General features: G+C 70.1%; 17 protein-coding genes. 9 read left to right on the plus strand and 8 right to left on the minus strand.

Features of this window, described 5'->3' with window-relative positions; translation table 11 throughout:
• Positions 1 to 8: 8 nt before the first annotated feature.
• Genes VGL85_RS01575 through argH form a run of 4 tightly spaced genes read right to left on the minus strand, consistent with a single transcriptional unit; the run spans position 9 to position 4034 of the window.
• Positions 9 to 1040: a serine hydrolase gene (locus VGL85_RS01575; RefSeq protein ID WP_331585301.1), complete on the minus strand. Its 1032-nt coding sequence runs from the start codon at positions 1038 to 1040 to the stop codon at positions 9 to 11.
• On the minus strand, positions 1028 to 2302 hold the full coding sequence (gene lysA, locus VGL85_RS01580; protein WP_331585303.1) for a diaminopimelate decarboxylase: 1275 nt from the start codon (positions 2300 to 2302) through the stop codon (positions 1028 to 1030). Before lysA ends, VGL85_RS01575 begins: the two co-directional genes overlap by 13 nt.
• On the minus strand, positions 2299 to 2616 hold the full coding sequence (locus VGL85_RS01585; RefSeq protein WP_331585305.1) for a hypothetical protein: 318 nt from the start codon (positions 2614 to 2616) through the stop codon (positions 2299 to 2301). The genes lysA and VGL85_RS01585 overlap by 4 nt, the downstream gene beginning before the upstream one ends.
• Positions 2613 to 4034, minus strand: a complete 1422-nt coding sequence (gene argH / locus VGL85_RS01590; protein WP_331585307.1) for an argininosuccinate lyase — start codon at positions 4032 to 4034, stop codon at positions 2613 to 2615. The genes VGL85_RS01585 and argH overlap by 4 nt, the downstream gene beginning before the upstream one ends.
• On the opposite strand from argH, the gene VGL85_RS01595 reads away from it, so the two are divergent.
• Positions 4035 to 4688, plus strand: a complete 654-nt coding sequence (locus VGL85_RS01595; protein ID WP_331585309.1) for a TlpA disulfide reductase family protein — start codon at positions 4035 to 4037, stop codon at positions 4686 to 4688.
• Positions 4689 to 4724: 36 nt separating this feature from the next.
• On the opposite strand, the gene VGL85_RS01600 is transcribed toward VGL85_RS01595, so the two are convergent.
• Positions 4725 to 5159 carry a helix-turn-helix transcriptional regulator gene (locus tag VGL85_RS01600; protein WP_331585311.1) on the minus strand — a complete coding sequence of 145 codons (435 nt, stop codon included), beginning with the start codon at positions 5157 to 5159 and terminating at the stop codon, positions 4725 to 4727.
• 365 nt (positions 5160 to 5524) lie between these two features.
• Here VGL85_RS01600 and VGL85_RS01605 point away from each other — a divergent pair, with 365 nt between their 5' ends.
• A complete protein-coding gene (locus tag VGL85_RS01605) occupies positions 5525 to 5776 on the plus strand; it encodes a hypothetical protein (protein ID WP_331585313.1) in 252 nt (83 codons plus the stop codon).
• Positions 5777 to 5831: 55 nt separating this feature from the next.
• Positions 5832 to 6935: an AGE family epimerase/isomerase gene (locus tag VGL85_RS01610; protein ID WP_331585315.1), complete on the plus strand. Its 1104-nt coding sequence runs from the start codon at positions 5832 to 5834 to the stop codon at positions 6933 to 6935.
• Here VGL85_RS01610 and guaD read toward each other — a convergent pair.
• Positions 6932 to 8233 carry a guanine deaminase gene (gene guaD, locus VGL85_RS01615; protein ID WP_331585317.1) on the minus strand — a complete coding sequence of 434 codons (1302 nt, stop codon included), beginning with the start codon at positions 8231 to 8233 and terminating at the stop codon, positions 6932 to 6934. The two genes, VGL85_RS01610 and guaD, sit on opposite strands and share 4 nt — an antisense overlap.
• 151 nt (positions 8234 to 8384) lie before the next feature.
• Here guaD and VGL85_RS01620 point away from each other — a divergent pair, with 151 nt between their 5' ends.
• From VGL85_RS01620 to upp, 3 genes are all read left to right on the plus strand, one after another.
• A complete protein-coding gene (locus VGL85_RS01620; RefSeq protein WP_331585320.1) occupies positions 8385 to 9641 on the plus strand; it encodes a GTP cyclohydrolase II in 1257 nt (418 codons plus the stop codon).
• Positions 9642 to 9772: 131 nt separating this feature from the next.
• Complete coding sequence (locus VGL85_RS01625; RefSeq protein WP_331585322.1) at positions 9773 to 10972, plus strand: URC4/urg3 family protein; 1200 nt, start codon at positions 9773 to 9775, stop codon at positions 10970 to 10972.
• Between the two features lie 15 nt (positions 10973 to 10987).
• Complete coding sequence (upp, locus tag VGL85_RS01630) at positions 10988 to 11617, plus strand: uracil phosphoribosyltransferase (protein ID WP_331585334.1); 630 nt, start codon at positions 10988 to 10990, stop codon at positions 11615 to 11617.
• Positions 11618 to 11655: 38 nt separating this feature from the next.
• Here upp and VGL85_RS01635 read toward each other — a convergent pair whose 3' ends face one another.
• On the minus strand, positions 11656 to 12687 hold the full coding sequence (locus VGL85_RS01635; protein WP_331585324.1) for a calcium-binding protein: 1032 nt from the start codon (positions 12685 to 12687) through the stop codon (positions 11656 to 11658).
• A gap of 202 nt (positions 12688 to 12889) precedes the next feature.
• Positions 12890 to 13987: a YeiH family protein gene (locus VGL85_RS01640; RefSeq protein ID WP_331585326.1), complete on the minus strand. Its 1098-nt coding sequence runs from the start codon at positions 13985 to 13987 to the stop codon at positions 12890 to 12892.
• A gap of 108 nt (positions 13988 to 14095) precedes the next feature.
• On the opposite strand from VGL85_RS01640, the gene VGL85_RS01645 reads away from it, so the two are divergent.
• From VGL85_RS01645 to VGL85_RS01655, 3 genes are all read left to right on the plus strand, one after another.
• Positions 14096 to 14431, plus strand: a complete 336-nt coding sequence (locus VGL85_RS01645) for a hypothetical protein (protein ID WP_331585328.1) — start codon at positions 14096 to 14098, stop codon at positions 14429 to 14431.
• Positions 14432 to 14580: 149 nt separating this feature from the next.
• Positions 14581 to 15138 carry an XRE family transcriptional regulator gene (locus tag VGL85_RS01650; RefSeq protein ID WP_331585330.1) on the plus strand — a complete coding sequence of 186 codons (558 nt, stop codon included), beginning with the start codon at positions 14581 to 14583 and terminating at the stop codon, positions 15136 to 15138.
• Positions 15139 to 15259: 121 nt separating this feature from the next.
• On the plus strand, positions 15260 to 16138 hold an 879-nt coding region (locus VGL85_RS01655), incomplete at its 3' end, for a CHASE3 domain-containing protein (RefSeq protein WP_331585332.1).

Below are 16138 nucleotides of genomic sequence, written 5' to 3' on the forward strand. Positions count from 1 at the left end.
ACGATGGGTCAGATGGCCTGGCGCGCCGCCACGACCTTCAGGATCAGCCGGTCGAGCGCGCCGTCTTCGGTGTAGATCTTCGCCTGCGGGCGGCCGCGGACCTCGAAGGGCTGCCAGGCGATGACCGTGTCGATGGCCGGCATGACGATGATGTAGCGGCCGCCGTTGCCGGCGGCGAGATAGCTGCCCGGCGGCAGGCCGCTCGACGGATCCATGTCGCCCCACCACAGCCACGCGTAGCCGGACTCGATGCCCTTGCGACCGGTGGGCGAGATCGGCTTGGTGGTCAGCGCCACCCAGTCGGCGGGCACGATCTCGACGCCCTTCCACCGGCCCTGTTGCAGGTAGAGCTGGCCGAACTTCGCCATGTCACGGGCCGAGAGCCACAGGTTGTAGGCCGGAAAGCGCGGGGCCTGCGGATCGTAGCCGTAGCGCGCATCGCGCAGCGGGTCGAAGTCCTGGAAGCCCAGCGGCCTGGCGAGCTGGTGCTCGAAGGCCTGGAACACCGACCAGCCGGTGAGCCGCTGGTAGATCTCGCCCAGGACGTTGAAATCCCAGTTGTTGTAGTACCAGAAGGTCCCCGGCGGATGGCTGCCGCGGGCCGGCCGGGCGGCCTTCATGGCGGGCGTCTCGGCCGACGAAGGGATGTAGACGCCGGAGCGGGCCTGCAGGAGCTGGCGCACGGTGGCGCTCTTCTCCAGGTCTGTCAGCTTCGTATAGTCGTCGATCCCGAGGTCGCCGATGTGGGCGTCCAGATCGATCTTCCGGTCGCGGAGCGCGATGCCGTAGAGCGCGCAGAGGAACGACTTACGGCAGGAAGCGATGCGGTCGACGGCGGCGGGCTCGCCGAACTGCAAGACCGGATGGCCGGCGGCCAGCACCACCATGCCGCGAACCTCGCTGGCGCGGGCCTCATCCTCCACCGCCTTCAGCCCGCCCGGCGACCAGCGGACGGCGGCTTTCGCCACCTCCGGCAGGGCAGCCGCGGCGGCCGCGGCCCCGGCGATCAGGCCTCGGCGGTCGAGCGTCAATCCAGCCATGGGGCGTTGGCCTCCCGCGCCAGCATGTCGTCGTAGGTGGGCCTCGGCCGCACCACGGCGAACCGGTCGCCCTTCACCAGCACCTCGGGGACCAGCAGGCGCGAATTGTACTCGCTGGACATGGCCGCTCCATAGGCGCCGGCGGTCATGAAGGCCACCAGGTCGCCGGTCTGCAGCGGCGGCAGGGTGCGGTCGCGGGTAAAGGTGTCGCCGGTCTCGCAGATCGGGCCGACCACGTCGTAGACGATGGGCTCGCCGGGCCGCGGCGCCACCGGGCGGATGTCGTGGAAGGCGTCATACATGGCCGGGCGCAGCAGGTCGTTCATGGCCGCGTCGAGCACCAGGAACTTCCGGCCCTCCGGGCGGGCATGGACGTGCTGCACCTTGGTCACCAGCACGCCGGCGTTGGCGGCGATCATCCGACCGGGCTCGAAGGCCAGCTGGACGCCGGAAAGGCCGGCCATGGTCCGGGCGATCATCGCCGCATAGTCGGCCGGCTCCGGCGGGGTGGGCGTGTTGAAATAGGGCGCGCCCAGGCCGCCGCCAAGGTCGAGTCGTTCGACCGACAGGCCCTCGGCGCGCAGCCGCTCCACCAGCGCCCGCATCTTCACGAAGGCGGCCTCCAAGGGCGCCAGGTCGGTGATCTGGCTGCCGATGTGGCAGGCGACGCCCACCGGGCGCACGCCCGGCAGGTTGGAAGCCTTGGCGTAGAGCCGCTCGGCCTCGGCCAGGCTGACGCCGAACTTGCTCTCCGCCTTGCCGGTGGAGATCTTGGCGTGGCCACCAGCCTCCACGTCGGGGTTCACGCGGATGGCGACGGTCGCGCGCCTGCCGAGCCGGCGGCCCACGGCGTCCACCAGGTCGAGCTCGGGCTCTGATTCCAGGTTGATCTCGGCGACGCCCGCCTGCAGCGCGAATTCGATCTCGCCGTCGCTCTTGCCGACGCCGGAGAAGACGATGCGCGAGGCCGGCACGCCGGCGGCCAGCGCGCGGCGGATCTCGCCCTCGCTCACCACGTCGGCGCCCGCGCCGGCCTGGGCCAGGGTGCGGATCACCGCGACGTTGGGATTGGATTTGACGGCGAAGGCGACCAGCGGGTCCTTCAGCCCGGCCCCGATGAGCGCGTCGCGCAGCACGGTGAAATGTCGGACCAAGGTGGCCGAGGAATAGACATAGACCGGCGTGCCGACCGCGTCCGCGATCGTCGACAGCGGCACGTCCTCACAAGCGAGCTCGCCCCCCTTCAGCTCGAAGTGGTTCATCGCGGATTGGCGAAGGGGTTGGAGAAGGAGCCGGGCGGCGGCTGGCCGAACGGGTTCTGGCCGGACCCCTCGATGGGCAGGGCGCGCGGCGGGGCCGGATCGCTGGCGCGGTCGCGCGGGTCGACGGTGTCGACCGGGCGCTGCGGGTCGGTGGCCTGGCGCTGCTGTTCGTCGGCCGCGCGGTCGGTGGCGCGGCCGGCGCCGTTCAGCGGGCCCGGCTTCTCCAGCTGGCCCAGCTTGCCGCAGGCGCCCAGGGGTGCGGCGAGCAACAGGGCCGCCGCGGCGGTCCGGACGAGAGGGTGGCGAAGGATCATGGGAGGGTCTCCTTCCAGCGCTTGATCTGGGCCCGCACCTGATCGGGGGCGGTCCCGCCGTAACTTGTGCGGCTGGCGACCGAGGCTTGCGGCGTCAGCACGTCGTAAACGCCCGCGCTGATGCGCGGCTCCAGGGCTTGTAGCTCGGCGAGCGGCAGGCCGGGCAGGTCGCAGCCAAGCGCCTCGGCCCGTTTCACGGCCGCGCCGGTGATGTGATGGGCGTCGCGGAACGCCAGGCCGAGCTCGCGCACCAGCCAGTCGGCGAGGTCGGTGGCGGTGGCGTAGCCCGCCCCCGCGGCGGCGGCCATGCGATCGGGAACCGGCTCCAGGTCGGCCACCATGCCGGCCATGGCGCGCAGGGACAGCTCCAGGGCGTCGAAAGCCTCGAAGGTGGGGACCTTGTCCTCCTGCATGTCCTTCGAATAGGTCAGCGGCAGGCCCTTCATCACCACGGCAAGCTGGGTGAACGAGCCCAGGAGTCGTCCGGCCTTGGCGCGGATCAGCTCGGCGGCGTCGGGGTTCTTCTTCTGCGGCATGATCGATGAGCCGGTGGTGAAGGCGTCGGTGAGCCGCACGAAGCCGAACTGCGGCGTCATCCAGATCACGATTTCCTCGGCCAGGCGCGACAGATGGATGGCGCAGACGCTCCCGGCCGCCAGGCACTCCAGCGCGAAGTCGCGGTCGGCCACCGAATCCAGGGAATTGGCGGTCGGCCGATCGAACCCCAGCGCCGTCGCCGTCGCATGCCGGTCGATGGGGAAGGGCGAGCCGGCCAGGGCCGCGGCCCCCAGCGGGCTCTCGTTCATCCGCGTCCGGGCGTCGGCGAAGCGGCCGGCGTCACGGCCGAACATCTCCACATAGGCCATCAGGTGGTGGCCGAAGGTCACCGGCTGGGCCGGCTGCAGATGGGTGAAGCCCGGCATCAGCGTCGCCGCGTGCGGCTCGGCCTTGGCGACCAGCGCCTTCTGCAGGGCCTGGATCAGGCCGTGGGTCCGCTCGGCGGCGTCGCGCACCCAGATGCGGAAGTCGAGCGCCACCTGGTCGTTGCGTGAGCGCGCGGTGTGCAGGCGCCCAGCGGCGGGCCCGATCAACTCACGCAGCCGGGCCTCCACGTTCATGTGGATGTCCTCGAATTCCTCGCGGAACGGGAAGCGGCCGTCCTCGATCTCCCGACCGATGGCGTCCAGGCCCTTCAGGATCGCCGCGGCGTCCTCGCTTGTAATGACGCCCACCTTTTGCAACATCGCCGCGTGGGCGCGGGAACCGGCCAGGTCCTGCGCCGCCAGCCGCTTGTCGAAGCCGATGGAGACGTTGATCGCCTGCATCAGCTCGGCCGGCTTGTCCGAGAAACGCCCGCCCCACATCGCCTGGCCGCCAGCCTGCGTCGTGTTCGGGGTGTCAGAGGAAGAGTCGGTCATATGAGCGAAGAATCCGCGGCCAAGCCCAGGGGCGGGGTCCTGAGATGGGCCCTCTGGGGCGCCGCTGCCATAGGCGTCGCAGGCGTTGTCTACATCATAGCTCAGTCGGCGACCAAGCCGGCGGAGAACAAGACCGCGGTGGCGACCTCCGGCCCCTCGTCCGGCTCTGTCGCCGAGGCGCCCGAAACCCACGACGTGGCCAAGAAGCTGGAGCATCCGGCCGACGGCGTCGCGCCGCCCGCCTATGCGTTCAAGGACGCCGACGGCAAGACGGTCACCCCGGCCAGCTTCAAGGGCAAGGTGGTGGTGATGAACCTGTGGGCGACCTGGTGCGGGCCCTGCAAGGTGGAGATGCCGACGCTCGCCAAGCTGGCCCAGGCCTATGCCGGCAGGCCCGTCGCGGTGGTAGCCGTCTCCATCGACAAGCCGGAAGCCCTGGCCCAGGCCAAGGCGTTCATCGCGGGGAACGCCCCGCTCAAGCTTTACAACGACCCGGCGGGAAAGCTGCCCTTCATCCTGAAGCCGACCGCCAGCGGCATGCCGACCACGCTGATCCTGGGCAAGGACGGGTTGGAGCGCGGCCGCATCTCCGGCGAGGCGGACTGGGCCGGCGACGGCGCCAGGAAAGTGATCGACAAGGTCCTGGCGGAGTAGGCCACCGCTCTCCCGCGACGCGAGCGGGAGAGGCGGTCAGGCCAGCTGGCGGGCCTTGGCTGCGGCGGCTTCGGGGGCCGCGGCGGCGTGGTTGGTGAGCGCGCGCAGCAGGGTGACGAGCGCGGTGCGCGCCTCGGGCGGCATCTGCTCATAGGCGGCCAGCAGCTCGAGCGCGCCGGGGGTGCGCATGCGGGTGAGCAGGTCGAGGTCGCCGGTCGCCTCGCGGTCCGGGCCGTCCAGCACGTCCATCAGGTCCACCACGCGGCACTGCAGGGCGCGCGCGATCTGCACCAGGCGCGAGAAGGAGATGCGGTTAGCGCCGTTCTCGTACTTCTGGATCTGCTGGAAGCTGACGCCGCACTGCTCGGCCAGCGCTTCCTGGGAAATCCCGATGGTTCGCCGGCGGATACGAACGGCCGCCCCCAGGGCCACGTCCATAGGGTCGGGAGCCTTCGTCGATGGATCGTTCAATTCAATCTCCCCGGCCATCATTCTCCACGGTCGATTGTCCCCCCGGACCCGCGCGATGGCTCTACCGTAAGTTAAGCTAAGTATTTCGGACTTGAAAAGCCGCTCCGGCACGGATGGCGCCACAAAATGCGGGCCAACCGCTAGAGGCCTGATCCGTGGGCAGTTTCCGCCAGACTTCCATGGACGCCCTCTATGCTTGACGCACGCGTAAAGCGAGTTGGCAAACCGTCGCAGCGTCGTTGTTCAATGGCTCGCAAAACCCTGGCGGGTGCGGTGGCGCAGCCGGTCCGACAGCCGATTAAGCAGTTGGTCACCGAAGCAGCCCGAATTCGGGGTTCGACGATTCGACTGCAGCCCAGGGACCCATGCGCCCCATTCCGCTCCATCCGCCGTTCGACCATGGCGCCGCCCTGCGCGTGCCGCCGCCCAGCGACGCCAGGGGTTGGCGCACGCTGTGGAACTGGTTGGGCGAACAGGCCTGCACGGTGATCGAGGGAGCGGCGGTGCAGGTGCGCACGCCTGAGGGGCCGGTGGTCGCCCGCTGCGGCGACTGGATCGTGCTCTCCCATTCAGGCGCCTTCCACGTGGCCCATGCGGCGCGCGGACACGACGCCTAGCCCGTTCCGGCAAAAGACTGACGGGCCGGCGCGGAATCCGCCATAAGGCGGCGCGATGACATCCGAGTTCGACACCCTTGAGGGCGCGGCCCGCTGGTATGAGGCCTGGCTGGCCGAGGCGGCCCTGCCGCTGTGGGCCGACGCCGGGATCGATCCCGCTGGCGGCCTCTTCCAGGAGAAGCTGAGCGTCGAGGGCCGGGCGGTGGAGGCGCCCAGGCGCTCGCGGTCCCAGGCGCGGCAGGTGTTCGTCTACGCTGAGGCGGCGCGGGCCGGCTATGGCGGCCGGTGGCTGGAGACGGCGCGGACCGGGTTCGCCCGGTTCCTGACCGCTTATCAGCGGCCCGACGGCCTGGTGATGAACAGCGCCGCGAGCGACGGGACGCCGCTGGACCGCGAGGCCGACAACTACCAGCAGGCCTTCCTGATGCTGGCCCAGGCGGCGCTTACCGCGGCCGGCGAACCCAACCTGGAAGCTCCGGCGGCGCGGGCGCTGGCGGCGCTCGGCGACCGGCGCACGGCCGGCGGCGGCTTCCGCGAGAACGGGCCGCATCCCTACCAGGCCAACTGCCACATGCATCTGTTCGAAAGCGCGCAGGCCTGGGAGGCGGTCGGCGGGCCGGCCTGGGCGGCGCTCAGCGACGAGATCGCGGGCTTGGCCATGGACCGCCTGATCGAGCCCAGGGGCGCGGTGCTGCGCGAGTTCTTCGACGCCGACTGGCGGGCGCTGGAGGGCGAGGGTGGGCTGATCGAACCCGGCCACCAGTTCGAATGGGCCTGGCTGCTGGAACGCTGGGGCCGCGCGCGGGGCCGCGATGACGCCCTGCAGATGGCGCGACGGCTCTATGTCACGGGAATCAGGGGCGTCGATCCGGTGCGCGAGGTGGCGGTGAACGCGCTCTGGGAAGACCTGACGGTACGCGACGGCGCGGCACGGCTCTGGGTGCAGACCGAGCACCTGAAGGCCGCGCTTGCGCTGGGACGCCACGACGATGCGCTGCGCGCGGCGCGGGGCTTGGCGAAGTATCTCGACACGCCCAAGCGCGGCGCCTGGCGCGACCGGATGCTGCCCGACGGGAGTTTCGTCGAGGAGCCTTCGCCGGCGACCTCTTTCTACCACCTGATGGTGGCGATCCTGGAGCTGTCGGCGGCGGCCCCCTAGCTGCGGCTATGGGCCACGCGGCCGGCCAGGTAGGTGCGCGCGACCGCGCGGTCGTCGCCCAGGATCGACAGCGCGAACAGCACCTCGGCGATGCTCGCCGCCGCGGCCGTGCGCCGCGCGAGAAGCGGGGTGGCGGCGGGGTCCAGCACCAGGAAGTCGGCTTCCTTGCCGGGCGCCAGGTTGCCCACCTTGTGGTCGATCTTCAGCGCCTTCGCCCCGGCCAGGGTGGCCACATAGAAGGCATGGATGGGGTCCAGCGCCTCGCCGGAGAGCTGGCCTACCTTGTAGGCCTCGCCCATCATGTGCAGCAGCGAGAAGCTCGCGCCGGCGCCGATGTCGGCGCCCAGGCCCACGGTGACGCCGCAGGCGCAGGCCTGCTTCAGGCTGAACAGGCCAGAGCCCAGCAGCAGGTTCGACGAAGGGCAGAAGGCGGCGGCAGAGCCCGCGTCCCGCATCCGGGCAAGCACGCCCTGGTCGGCGTGGACGCAGTGGGCGAACACCGAGCGCGGTCCGGCCAGGCCGAAGCGGGCGTAAACGTCGAGATAGTCGCGCGCGTCGGGGAACAGCTCGCCGACCCGGGCGATCTCGTCGAGGTTCTCCGACATGTGGGTGTGGACCAGCACGTCGGGATGGGTGGCGGCCACCTCGCCCGCCATGGCCAGCTGAGCGTCCGACGAGGTGACGGCGAACCGCGGGGTGACCGCATAGCCTAGCCGCCCGCGGCCGCGCCAGGCGCGGATCAGCGCCTCGGTGTCGGCGCGGCCGGTCTCCACCGTGTCGCAGAGCGCGGTGGGCGCGTTGCGGTCCATCAGCACCTTGCCGGCGATCAGCCGCATGTCGCGCGCCAGCGCCGCCTCGAACAAGGCGTCGGCCGAGGTCTTGTGGACGGTGCAGAAGACCAGCGCGCTGGTGGTGCCGTTGCGCAGCAGCTCGTCCAGGAAGAAGGCCGCGGCGGCGTCGGCATGGGCGCGGTCGGCGAAGGCCAGCTCGGCCGGGAAGGTGTGGTTGGTCAGCCAGTCGAGCAGCTGCGAGCCCCAGGCGGCGATGACGTCCGTCTGCGGATAATGGGTATGAGCGTCGACGAAGCCGGGGGTGATCAGCTTGCCGGGCAGGTGCTCGACCGTGACCTCCTCGCCCAGGCTCGGCGCCAGGTCCGCATAGGCGCCGAACCCCGCGACATGGCCGTCCTCGACGATCAGCAGGCCGTCGGGATGGTAGGCCCAAGCCTCGGCGGCAGGCGCGCCCATGGGGTCGGCCAGGGTGTGGAACAGGGCGGCGCGGAAGGCGGTGCGGCTCACGCGGCCTTTTCAGGCGCCCCCGGATCGAGCGCCATGGGGAAAGTGGCAATGATTGTCATTTTTGATGGGTGGGCGCAAAATCCCCGCTCAAAGGCCCTATGCCGGCGAGCTGGCGGGGGCCTTTTCGATTCTGGAGGTCTGAAGTCTGCCTATGTCCGCCAACAGGACATCCCACATCCGGCTCACCTCGCACCCCGGCGCGGGGCAGCCGAGCCGCTTCCCGATCCACTGGGACGCCAAGACCGCCCGCGCGCGGGGGCCGGTGGTGGCCACGCCGAACGCCGGCGCCGACCGCAACGCCATCGGCGCCCACGGCGGCGCCTATTCGATCTATCGCGCCCTGGCCATTTCCTCCGGCGCCATGGCCGCCGAGGCGCGGCCGGAGCTGACCAACACCTATCCCGTCGTCCCGATCGGCCCACATGCTCAGTGGTCGGAACCCGGCAAGATCGTCAGCCTGGATCCCTGGGGCCACCGGGTGGCCGAGGACTTCGCCGCGGAACTGGCCGAGGGCGTCGACATCCGCCCGACCATCGCGGTCACCAAGGCGCGCATCGACCTACCGGAGATCCACGAGGCCATCGCGGCCGGCCGGCTGAAGGTCGATGGCGAGATCGTCCACGAGAGCGGCGACGTGGCGGTGACCAAGGCGGCGGTCGATCCGGTCTGGTGGCTGCCCGGCATCGCCGAGCGGTTCGAGGTGGACGAGACCCAGCTTCGCCGCACCCTCTTCGAGCAGACCGGGGGCATGTATCCCGAGCTCGTCACTCGGCCCGACATCAAGGTCTTCCTGCCGCCGATCGGGGGCATCACCCTCTACATGTTCGGCGATCCCGCGAAGATCGGCGACAAGCGCGTTCCGCTGACCTGCCGGGTGCACGACGAATGCAACGGCTCCGATGTGTTCGGCTCGGACATCTGCACCTGCCGCCCCTATCTGACGCACGGCATCGAGGAGTGCGTGGCGGGCGCCCAGGCGGGCGGAACCGGGCTGATCGCCTACAACCGCAAGGAAGGCCGCGCGCTCGGCGAAGTGACCAAGTTCCTGGTCTACAACGCCAGGAAGCGCCAGCCGGGCGGCGACCAGGCCGCGACCTATTTCGAGCGCACCGAATGCGTGGCCGGCGTGCAGGACGCCCGCTTCCAGCAGCTGATGCCCGACATCATCCACTGGCTGGGCATCCGGCGGATCGACCGGTTCGTCTCGATGTCCAACATGAAGTACGACGCCCTTGTGGGCGGCGGCATCGAGATCGGTGAGCGGGTGCCGATCCCGGATTGGCTGGTCCCGGACGACGCCAGCGTGGAGATGGAGGCCAAGAAGGCCGCCGGCTACTTCACGCCCGAAAAGCCCAAGACCAAGGCCGGCCTCAAGAAGGTCGTGGGCCGCGACCTCAAGGAATTCTGAGCTTCAACCCTTCGTCATGGCCGGGCTCGTCCCGGCCACCCATAGACACCGAGGTCGAAGGCAATCCTGCGCGATCGGTGCGTATGGGTCCCCGGCGCAAGGCCGGGGATGACGCTCTATCTGGTGGTTCTGTGAATAGAAACGCGATCGAGACGGCGAAGGCCGCAGAGTCCCTGCTTTCCGCGAGCGCCGTTCGCGAGCGGGCGCATGAGATGCTGGCCGCCGCCCTGGCCGGCGAGGTGGCCGAGTGGCGCGTGGACCTGGGCCGGCTGGAGGCCGCGGCGGACCTGACCTCGACCGTGACGCGCGAAGCCTATCCGGACCTGAACGTTCCCTTCCATGCCCGCTGGCGGCACTTCGCCGTGGCCGGCCGCGACCTGTGGGCCGAGCGGGACCATCCGTGGACGGACGCCGCGGCCCGGGCGCGCGCGGAGTTCGACCTGGCGATCACCTCGGTGCTGCTGGACGCCGGCGCGGGCGCGGCCTGGCGTTACCACGACGCGACGACGGGGGCGGAGCTGGCGCGCTCGGAGGGCCTGGGGATCGCCTCGCTGCGGCTGTTCGAGTCCGGGGCCATGTCGACCGATCCGACCGATCCGCTCCGCGCCGACGCCCTGGGCGGCATGACCGCCGATGTCCTGGCGACAGGCTTCCAGGTGCGCGACGGCAACCCGCTGGTGGGTCTCGAAGGCCGTGCGGCCCTGTTGCGCAGGTTGGGCGAGGCGGTAGGCCGGCCGGGCGCGCTGTTCGACGCCATGGCCAGCCGCGCCGTGGACAGACGATTGCCCGCGCCAGTCATCCTGGCGGTGCTGCTGGAAGCCCTGGGACCGATCTGGCCGGGGCGACTTTCGCTGGGCGGGGTTCCGCTGGGCGACTGCTGGCGCCATCCGGCGATCAGGCGCGACGACGCCAGCGACGGCTACATGCCGATCCACAAGCTGTCGCAATGGCTGGCCTATTCGCTGATCGAGCCCTTGCAGCGCGCGGGCGTGGAGGTGGTCGAGATCGATGGGCTGACCGGCCTGGCGGAATACCGCAACGGCGGCCTGTTCGTGGACTTGGGCGTGCTCAGCCTCGCCGACCCGGCCGACGCCGGCCGCCAGCATCCGGTGGACGGGCCGCTGGTGGTGGGCTGGCGGGCGCTGACCGTGGCGCTCCTGGACCGCATCGCGCCGTTGGTGCGCGCGCGGCTTGGCGTGAGCGAATCCGATTTCCCGCTGGCGCGGGTGCTGGAGGGCGGGACCTGGGCGGCGGGGCGGCGCATCGCGCGCGAACGCCGCGCCGACGGCGGGCCGCCGATCGCCGTCATCTCCGACGGCACGGTTTTCTAGAGGCAGACCATGGCTATCAAGGGCGTCGCCGTCGTCGATCATCCACTGGTGCAGCACAAGCTGACGCTGATGCGCAGGAAGGACACCTCCATCAAGAGCTTCCGCCAGCTCTTGAAGGAGATCGGCGGCCTGCTCTGCTACGAGGTCACCCGCGACCTGCCGCTGGAGACGGTGGAGATCGAGACGCCGATGCAGCCGATGTCGGCGCCGCAGCTGGCCGGCAAGAAGCTGGTGTTCGCGCCGGTCCTGCGGTCCGGCATGGGGATGCTGGACGGCATGCTGGAGCTGGCCCCGGCTGCCCGGGTGGCGCACATCGGCCTCTACCGCGAGCCGGCGACCCTGGAGGTGGTGGAATACTACTTCCGCAGCCCCCTGGATCTGGAGGACAGGCCAGTGATCGTCATCGATCCGATGCTGGCCACCGGCAACACCGCCATCGCCGCGGTCGACCGGCTGAAGGAGGCCGGGGCGCGCGACATCCGCATGGCCTGCCTGCTGGCCGCGCCGGAGGGGATCTCGAAGTTCCAGGGCCACCATCCCGGCGTGCGCATCTGGACGGCGGCGGTGGACCAGCGGCTGGACGACCACGGCTACATCCTGCCTGGGCTCGGCGACGCCGGCGACCGGATGTACGGGACCCGCTAAGTCAGGCGCGTCAGGTCAGGCTGGTCAGGTCAGGCTGGTCAGGTCAGGCCGACCACGATCCAGCCATCGTGCAGCGAGGAGAACTGCACGTTCTGCAGGACCACCTGGTCGCCATTGCCCATGTCGACGACGGTGTCCGCGCCGACCTGGCTCACCGTGAAGACTGTGCCGGGGTCGAGCAGGACGCGGTCGCCTTGCGCCTGGTTGAAATCGGTGACCACGTCGCGGCCGGCGCCGGAGAAGCTGTGGAAGGTGTCGGCGCCCGCCCCGCCGGTCTCGGTGTCGTTGCCGCGGTCGCCGGAGATGTAGTCGCCGCCCGCGCCGCCGACGATCACATCGTCGCCCTGGCCGCCGCGCAGGGTGTCGCCGTCGGATCCGGCGTTCAGGGTGTCGTTGCCGAGGTTGCCGTAGAGCAGGTTGTGGCTCTGATGGGCGATGATGAGGTCGTCGCCCTGGCCGCCAACCAGCCAGTCGTTTCCGCCCGATCCGCCGTCGATCGTGTCCTGGCCCTTGTTGCCGTTGATGTCGTCGAAGCCCGAGCCGCCCAGGATGTGGTCGTCGCCGTCGCCGCCGCGCAGGTAGTTGGAGCCCGAGGTGGTGACGATGACATCGTCGCCATTGCCACCGGCGATGCTGTTGTTCCCGTCGCCGCCGTTGATCAGGTCGTCGCCGTCATTGCCGTTGATGGTGTCGTCGCCGGCGTAGCCGCGCAGCAGGTCGAGGCCGCTCGAGCCGTTGACCACGTTGGAGCCGGCGAAGACCACGGCCTTGACCAGGCTGTCGTCGCCGGTGGCGAGCGCGTTGTTCACGTCGGCGACGCTGACGGTGAGGCCGGTGTAGGTGAAGACCGTCGCGCCCAGCGACGTCTCGTCCACCTCGGTGATGGTCCCGCCGACCGGCAGGCCGGCGCCGCCATAGACGAAGCCCGCGCCGGACACCGTGAAGGTCGAGTTGTCCCCGGCGATCGAGAAGCCCGACGCGCTGGCGCCGAAGACCTGCGCCTGGGCGAGGTCCGTTAGATCGACGGAGTCGAAGTCGACTCCAAGGGCGCCGGCGTTGAAGGTGGGCATGTCCGGATCCGAAAGCCGTCCAAGACCAATGGTAGATCAGGGATCGCTCACGGCAACGCTGTTCGCGTCAGAAGCGTCAGTCCGTCGCTCGACCCGAGACGCCCAGGAACGATCCGGGCGTGGCCCAAGCGGAGCGCCCGAGACCTTTCCTTGGGGTTAAGGCGCCGGCGCCGGGGGCGTCGCCTGAGGCGTTCGGGCGCAGTCAGGTGGCGAATTCGACCACGCTCAGTACGAGGCCCGCGATCCAGGCGGTCTCCAGCACCATGGTGACCACCGGTCGCCAGCCGGCGGCGATCAGCGACTTGAACGAGGTCTTCATCCCCAAGGCGGCGATGGCCACCACCAGGCACCAGCGGGAGACGTCGTTGGCGGCGTCGGTGACGGGCTTGGGCAGGACGCCCAGGCTGTTGATCGCCACCAGGGCGGCGAAGGCGAACAGGAACCAGGGCAGTGGCACCTTGGCCTTGCCGCCGGACGCCCCGCTGCGCGCCAGGACGAGCGCGATGGTCCCCACCACCGGCAGCAGCATGGCCACCCGCAGCAGCTTCACATAGGTGGCGATGTCGCCGGTCTTCTGGGAGATGGTGTAGCCCGCGCCCACCACCTGGGCCACGTCGTGGATCGTGCCGCCGAGGAACAGGCCGGCGCGCTGGTTGTCGAGCCCGATGGCGGTGACGAACATCGGGTAGAGGATCATGGCGATGGTCGAGAGCCCGGTGACCACCACCACAGCCAGGATCACGTCGCGCTCGCTCTCCTTGGTCTTCGGCAGCACCGAGGCGATGGCCAGCGCCGCTGAGGCGCCGCAGATGCCCACCGAGCCGCCGGACAGCACCCCGAACGAGCGGCTGAGCCCGAACAGGCGCGACAGCAGAAGGCCCATCAGCACCGTGGTCGTCACGCCGGCGACGACCATGGCGATGGGCACCGGGCCAAGGTCCCTGATCTGCTCGACGGTGATCCGCGCGCCCAGCAGGGCCACGCCGGTGCGCAAGACCGCCTTGGAGGCGAACTCGATGCCGGGGATGCAGCGGCCTTCCTCGTGCAGGAAGTGGAAGGTCATGCCGAACAGCAGGGCGAACAGCATGACCGGCGCCTTGTAGTGGCCGGACAACCAGTCGGCGGCCAGGCCGATGGTGATCGCCACCAGCACGCCTGGATAGACCGAGCGCAGGAAGGTCTCGATGGAGAGCTGCTTCCGCACGGGCGGGGCGGCGCTCGGCAGGCCCTCCATGCCTTCGAAGGACTGGAACATCTCGTGGGCGGCGTCGGCGTCCGTGTCGATGTCCCGGATGATCATGCGGATCCCTCTGAGCGTGGGCTGGAATGCAGCCCCTCGTAACCGATTGGTTCAGCTTTTCGAATAGGGCTTGGAGCCTGAAGCGCAGGTCCGTCCGAAGGACAATCGATGACCACCGTCAATTATCCGAGCCCGGTGATGGTCAACGGCTACGCGTGCAAGAACTGCACGCAGGTGGACGAGGCCAAGAAGCACATCGACCCCGCCCATCCGCAGGACGGCCCTTACGGCGTCCTCGCCAACAGCCAGCCGCCGAACCCCAACGACCCGCACCAGACCAAGTCGGCTTCGGCCAGCAGCCAGAGCCCGGCCGTGATCCTCGGCGGGTCGCTGGCGAAGCTGGGCGTCAACGCGGTGAACGGCGCCCAGGCCGCCGGCGCCGCTGCGACCGGCGGCGATCCGGGCCGGTCCGGCCAGGGACAATTGCTCAACGTCACCGCCTAGGGCGTCGATCGTCTTGGGCGCCACGCCGGTTTCCGCAAACTAGCGGCGCGGGGACTGTCGCAAGCCAGGGAAATCACCCTAGTCTCCCAGCGTTCGAAGTGAGCTGGGAATCGTCCGGGATGCGGTCTCGACTGTCGGAAAAGAGCGGGGTGGCGATCCGTAAGCTGCGGCTGGCCCGGGGCTGGAGCCTCGCCCAGCTCAGCGAGCAGAGCGGAGTGCCGATCTCGACCCTGTCGCGCGTGGAGCTCGGCCAGAACGCGCTGAACTACGACAAGCTGGTGCGGCTCTGCCGGGCGCTGGAGGTGGACCTGGAGGGCCTGGTCACTCGCGAGGCGGAGGGCGCGGCCGCGCCATCCGGCCGCCGCTCGGTGACCCGGGCGGGTGAGGGCGGCCAGCTGCGGATCGGCCCGGCGGGCGGCCGCGCCGCGGCCAGCGACCTGCTCTCCAAGAGCTTCTCGCCGGTGATCCTGGAAGTGTCGGCGGCGACGCCGGAGGCCCACGGCCCGGCGGTGACCGGCGAGGGCGAGGCCTATCTGCTGGTGCTGGACGGCGAGGTGGAGTTCCACAACCACCTCTATGCCCCGCTGGTGCTGTCGGCGGGCGACGGGGTCTATTTCGACGCCGCCTCCGGCTATCTGATGCTGGCGCCGAAGGGCGCGGCGCGGGTGCTGCTGGTGGCCAGCGGCGACCTGGCGGCGGGCCGCTAGCCAAGCCCGCGGCGCACGGGCCCGGGGCCCGGATTCCCGGAATTAACCGTTACTTTATCCGAACTTGGGAAGGCGTCGGGGAAATGCCCGCCGGAGGGGTGGGCCCTATGCCGAGACCCCCATGTCCTTCAACGACCTGAATATCTCCAAGAAGTTCGCCGTGGGCTTCGCCGTCGTCGTGACCATCGTGACGGTGATGTGCGTGGCCGTGTTCTTGAACCTGCGCAGCATCCGCGGCGCGGTGGCGGACAACGACCTGGAGGTGGCCGAGCTCAACTACGTCCACGACGTGCAGCTGCAGATCATCGAGCGGCAGAACGGCGTGCGCGGTTTCGCGATCACCGGCGACAAGTCGTTCCTGAAGGCGGTCGATGAGGCGCAGGCGAAATACCACGCCGATATCGCCGACTGGACCCGCGAGGCGCCGGAGGACCTCAGCCACATCCAGGCCATCAAGGCCGAGGTCGATGCGATCTTCGCCGAGCAGGATCATCAGGTGGCGATGGCCGCCGATCCGGTGACCCACGAGGCGGCGCTGGTCGACTTGGGCCGCAAGGGGCGGTTGAACAAGATTCGCGCCCTGCTGAAGGACTATGAGCAGACCGAGGGTGCGGCGCTGAAGGAACGCGCGACGCGGCAGGCGAACGCCCAGAGCCAGGCGGCGATGACACTGGCGGGCGGCGGCGCCCTGGCGGTGGCCCTTTCGATCCTGATGGGTTGGTTGCTGAGCCGCGCGATCGCGTCTCCGATCAGTGCGATGACGGGTGCGATGGACAGGCTGGCGGGCGGCGACCACGGGGTCGCGGTGCCGGCGGTGGGCCGCAAGGACGAGGTCGGCCGCATGGCTGACGCGGTGCAGACCTTCAAGGACGCGGCCATCGAGAAGGTGCGCCTGGAGGCCGAGGCCGCCGAGCAGCGCAAGGCCGCCGAGGAGCAGCGCAAGGTCCAGGAAGCCGAGCGGGCGGAGACGGCCCGCGAGCAGAGCCAGGTGGTGGATGGC

The organism is Phenylobacterium sp. (assembly GCF_036501465.1).
Taxonomy (GTDB): Bacteria; Pseudomonadota; Alphaproteobacteria; order Caulobacterales; family Caulobacteraceae; genus Phenylobacterium.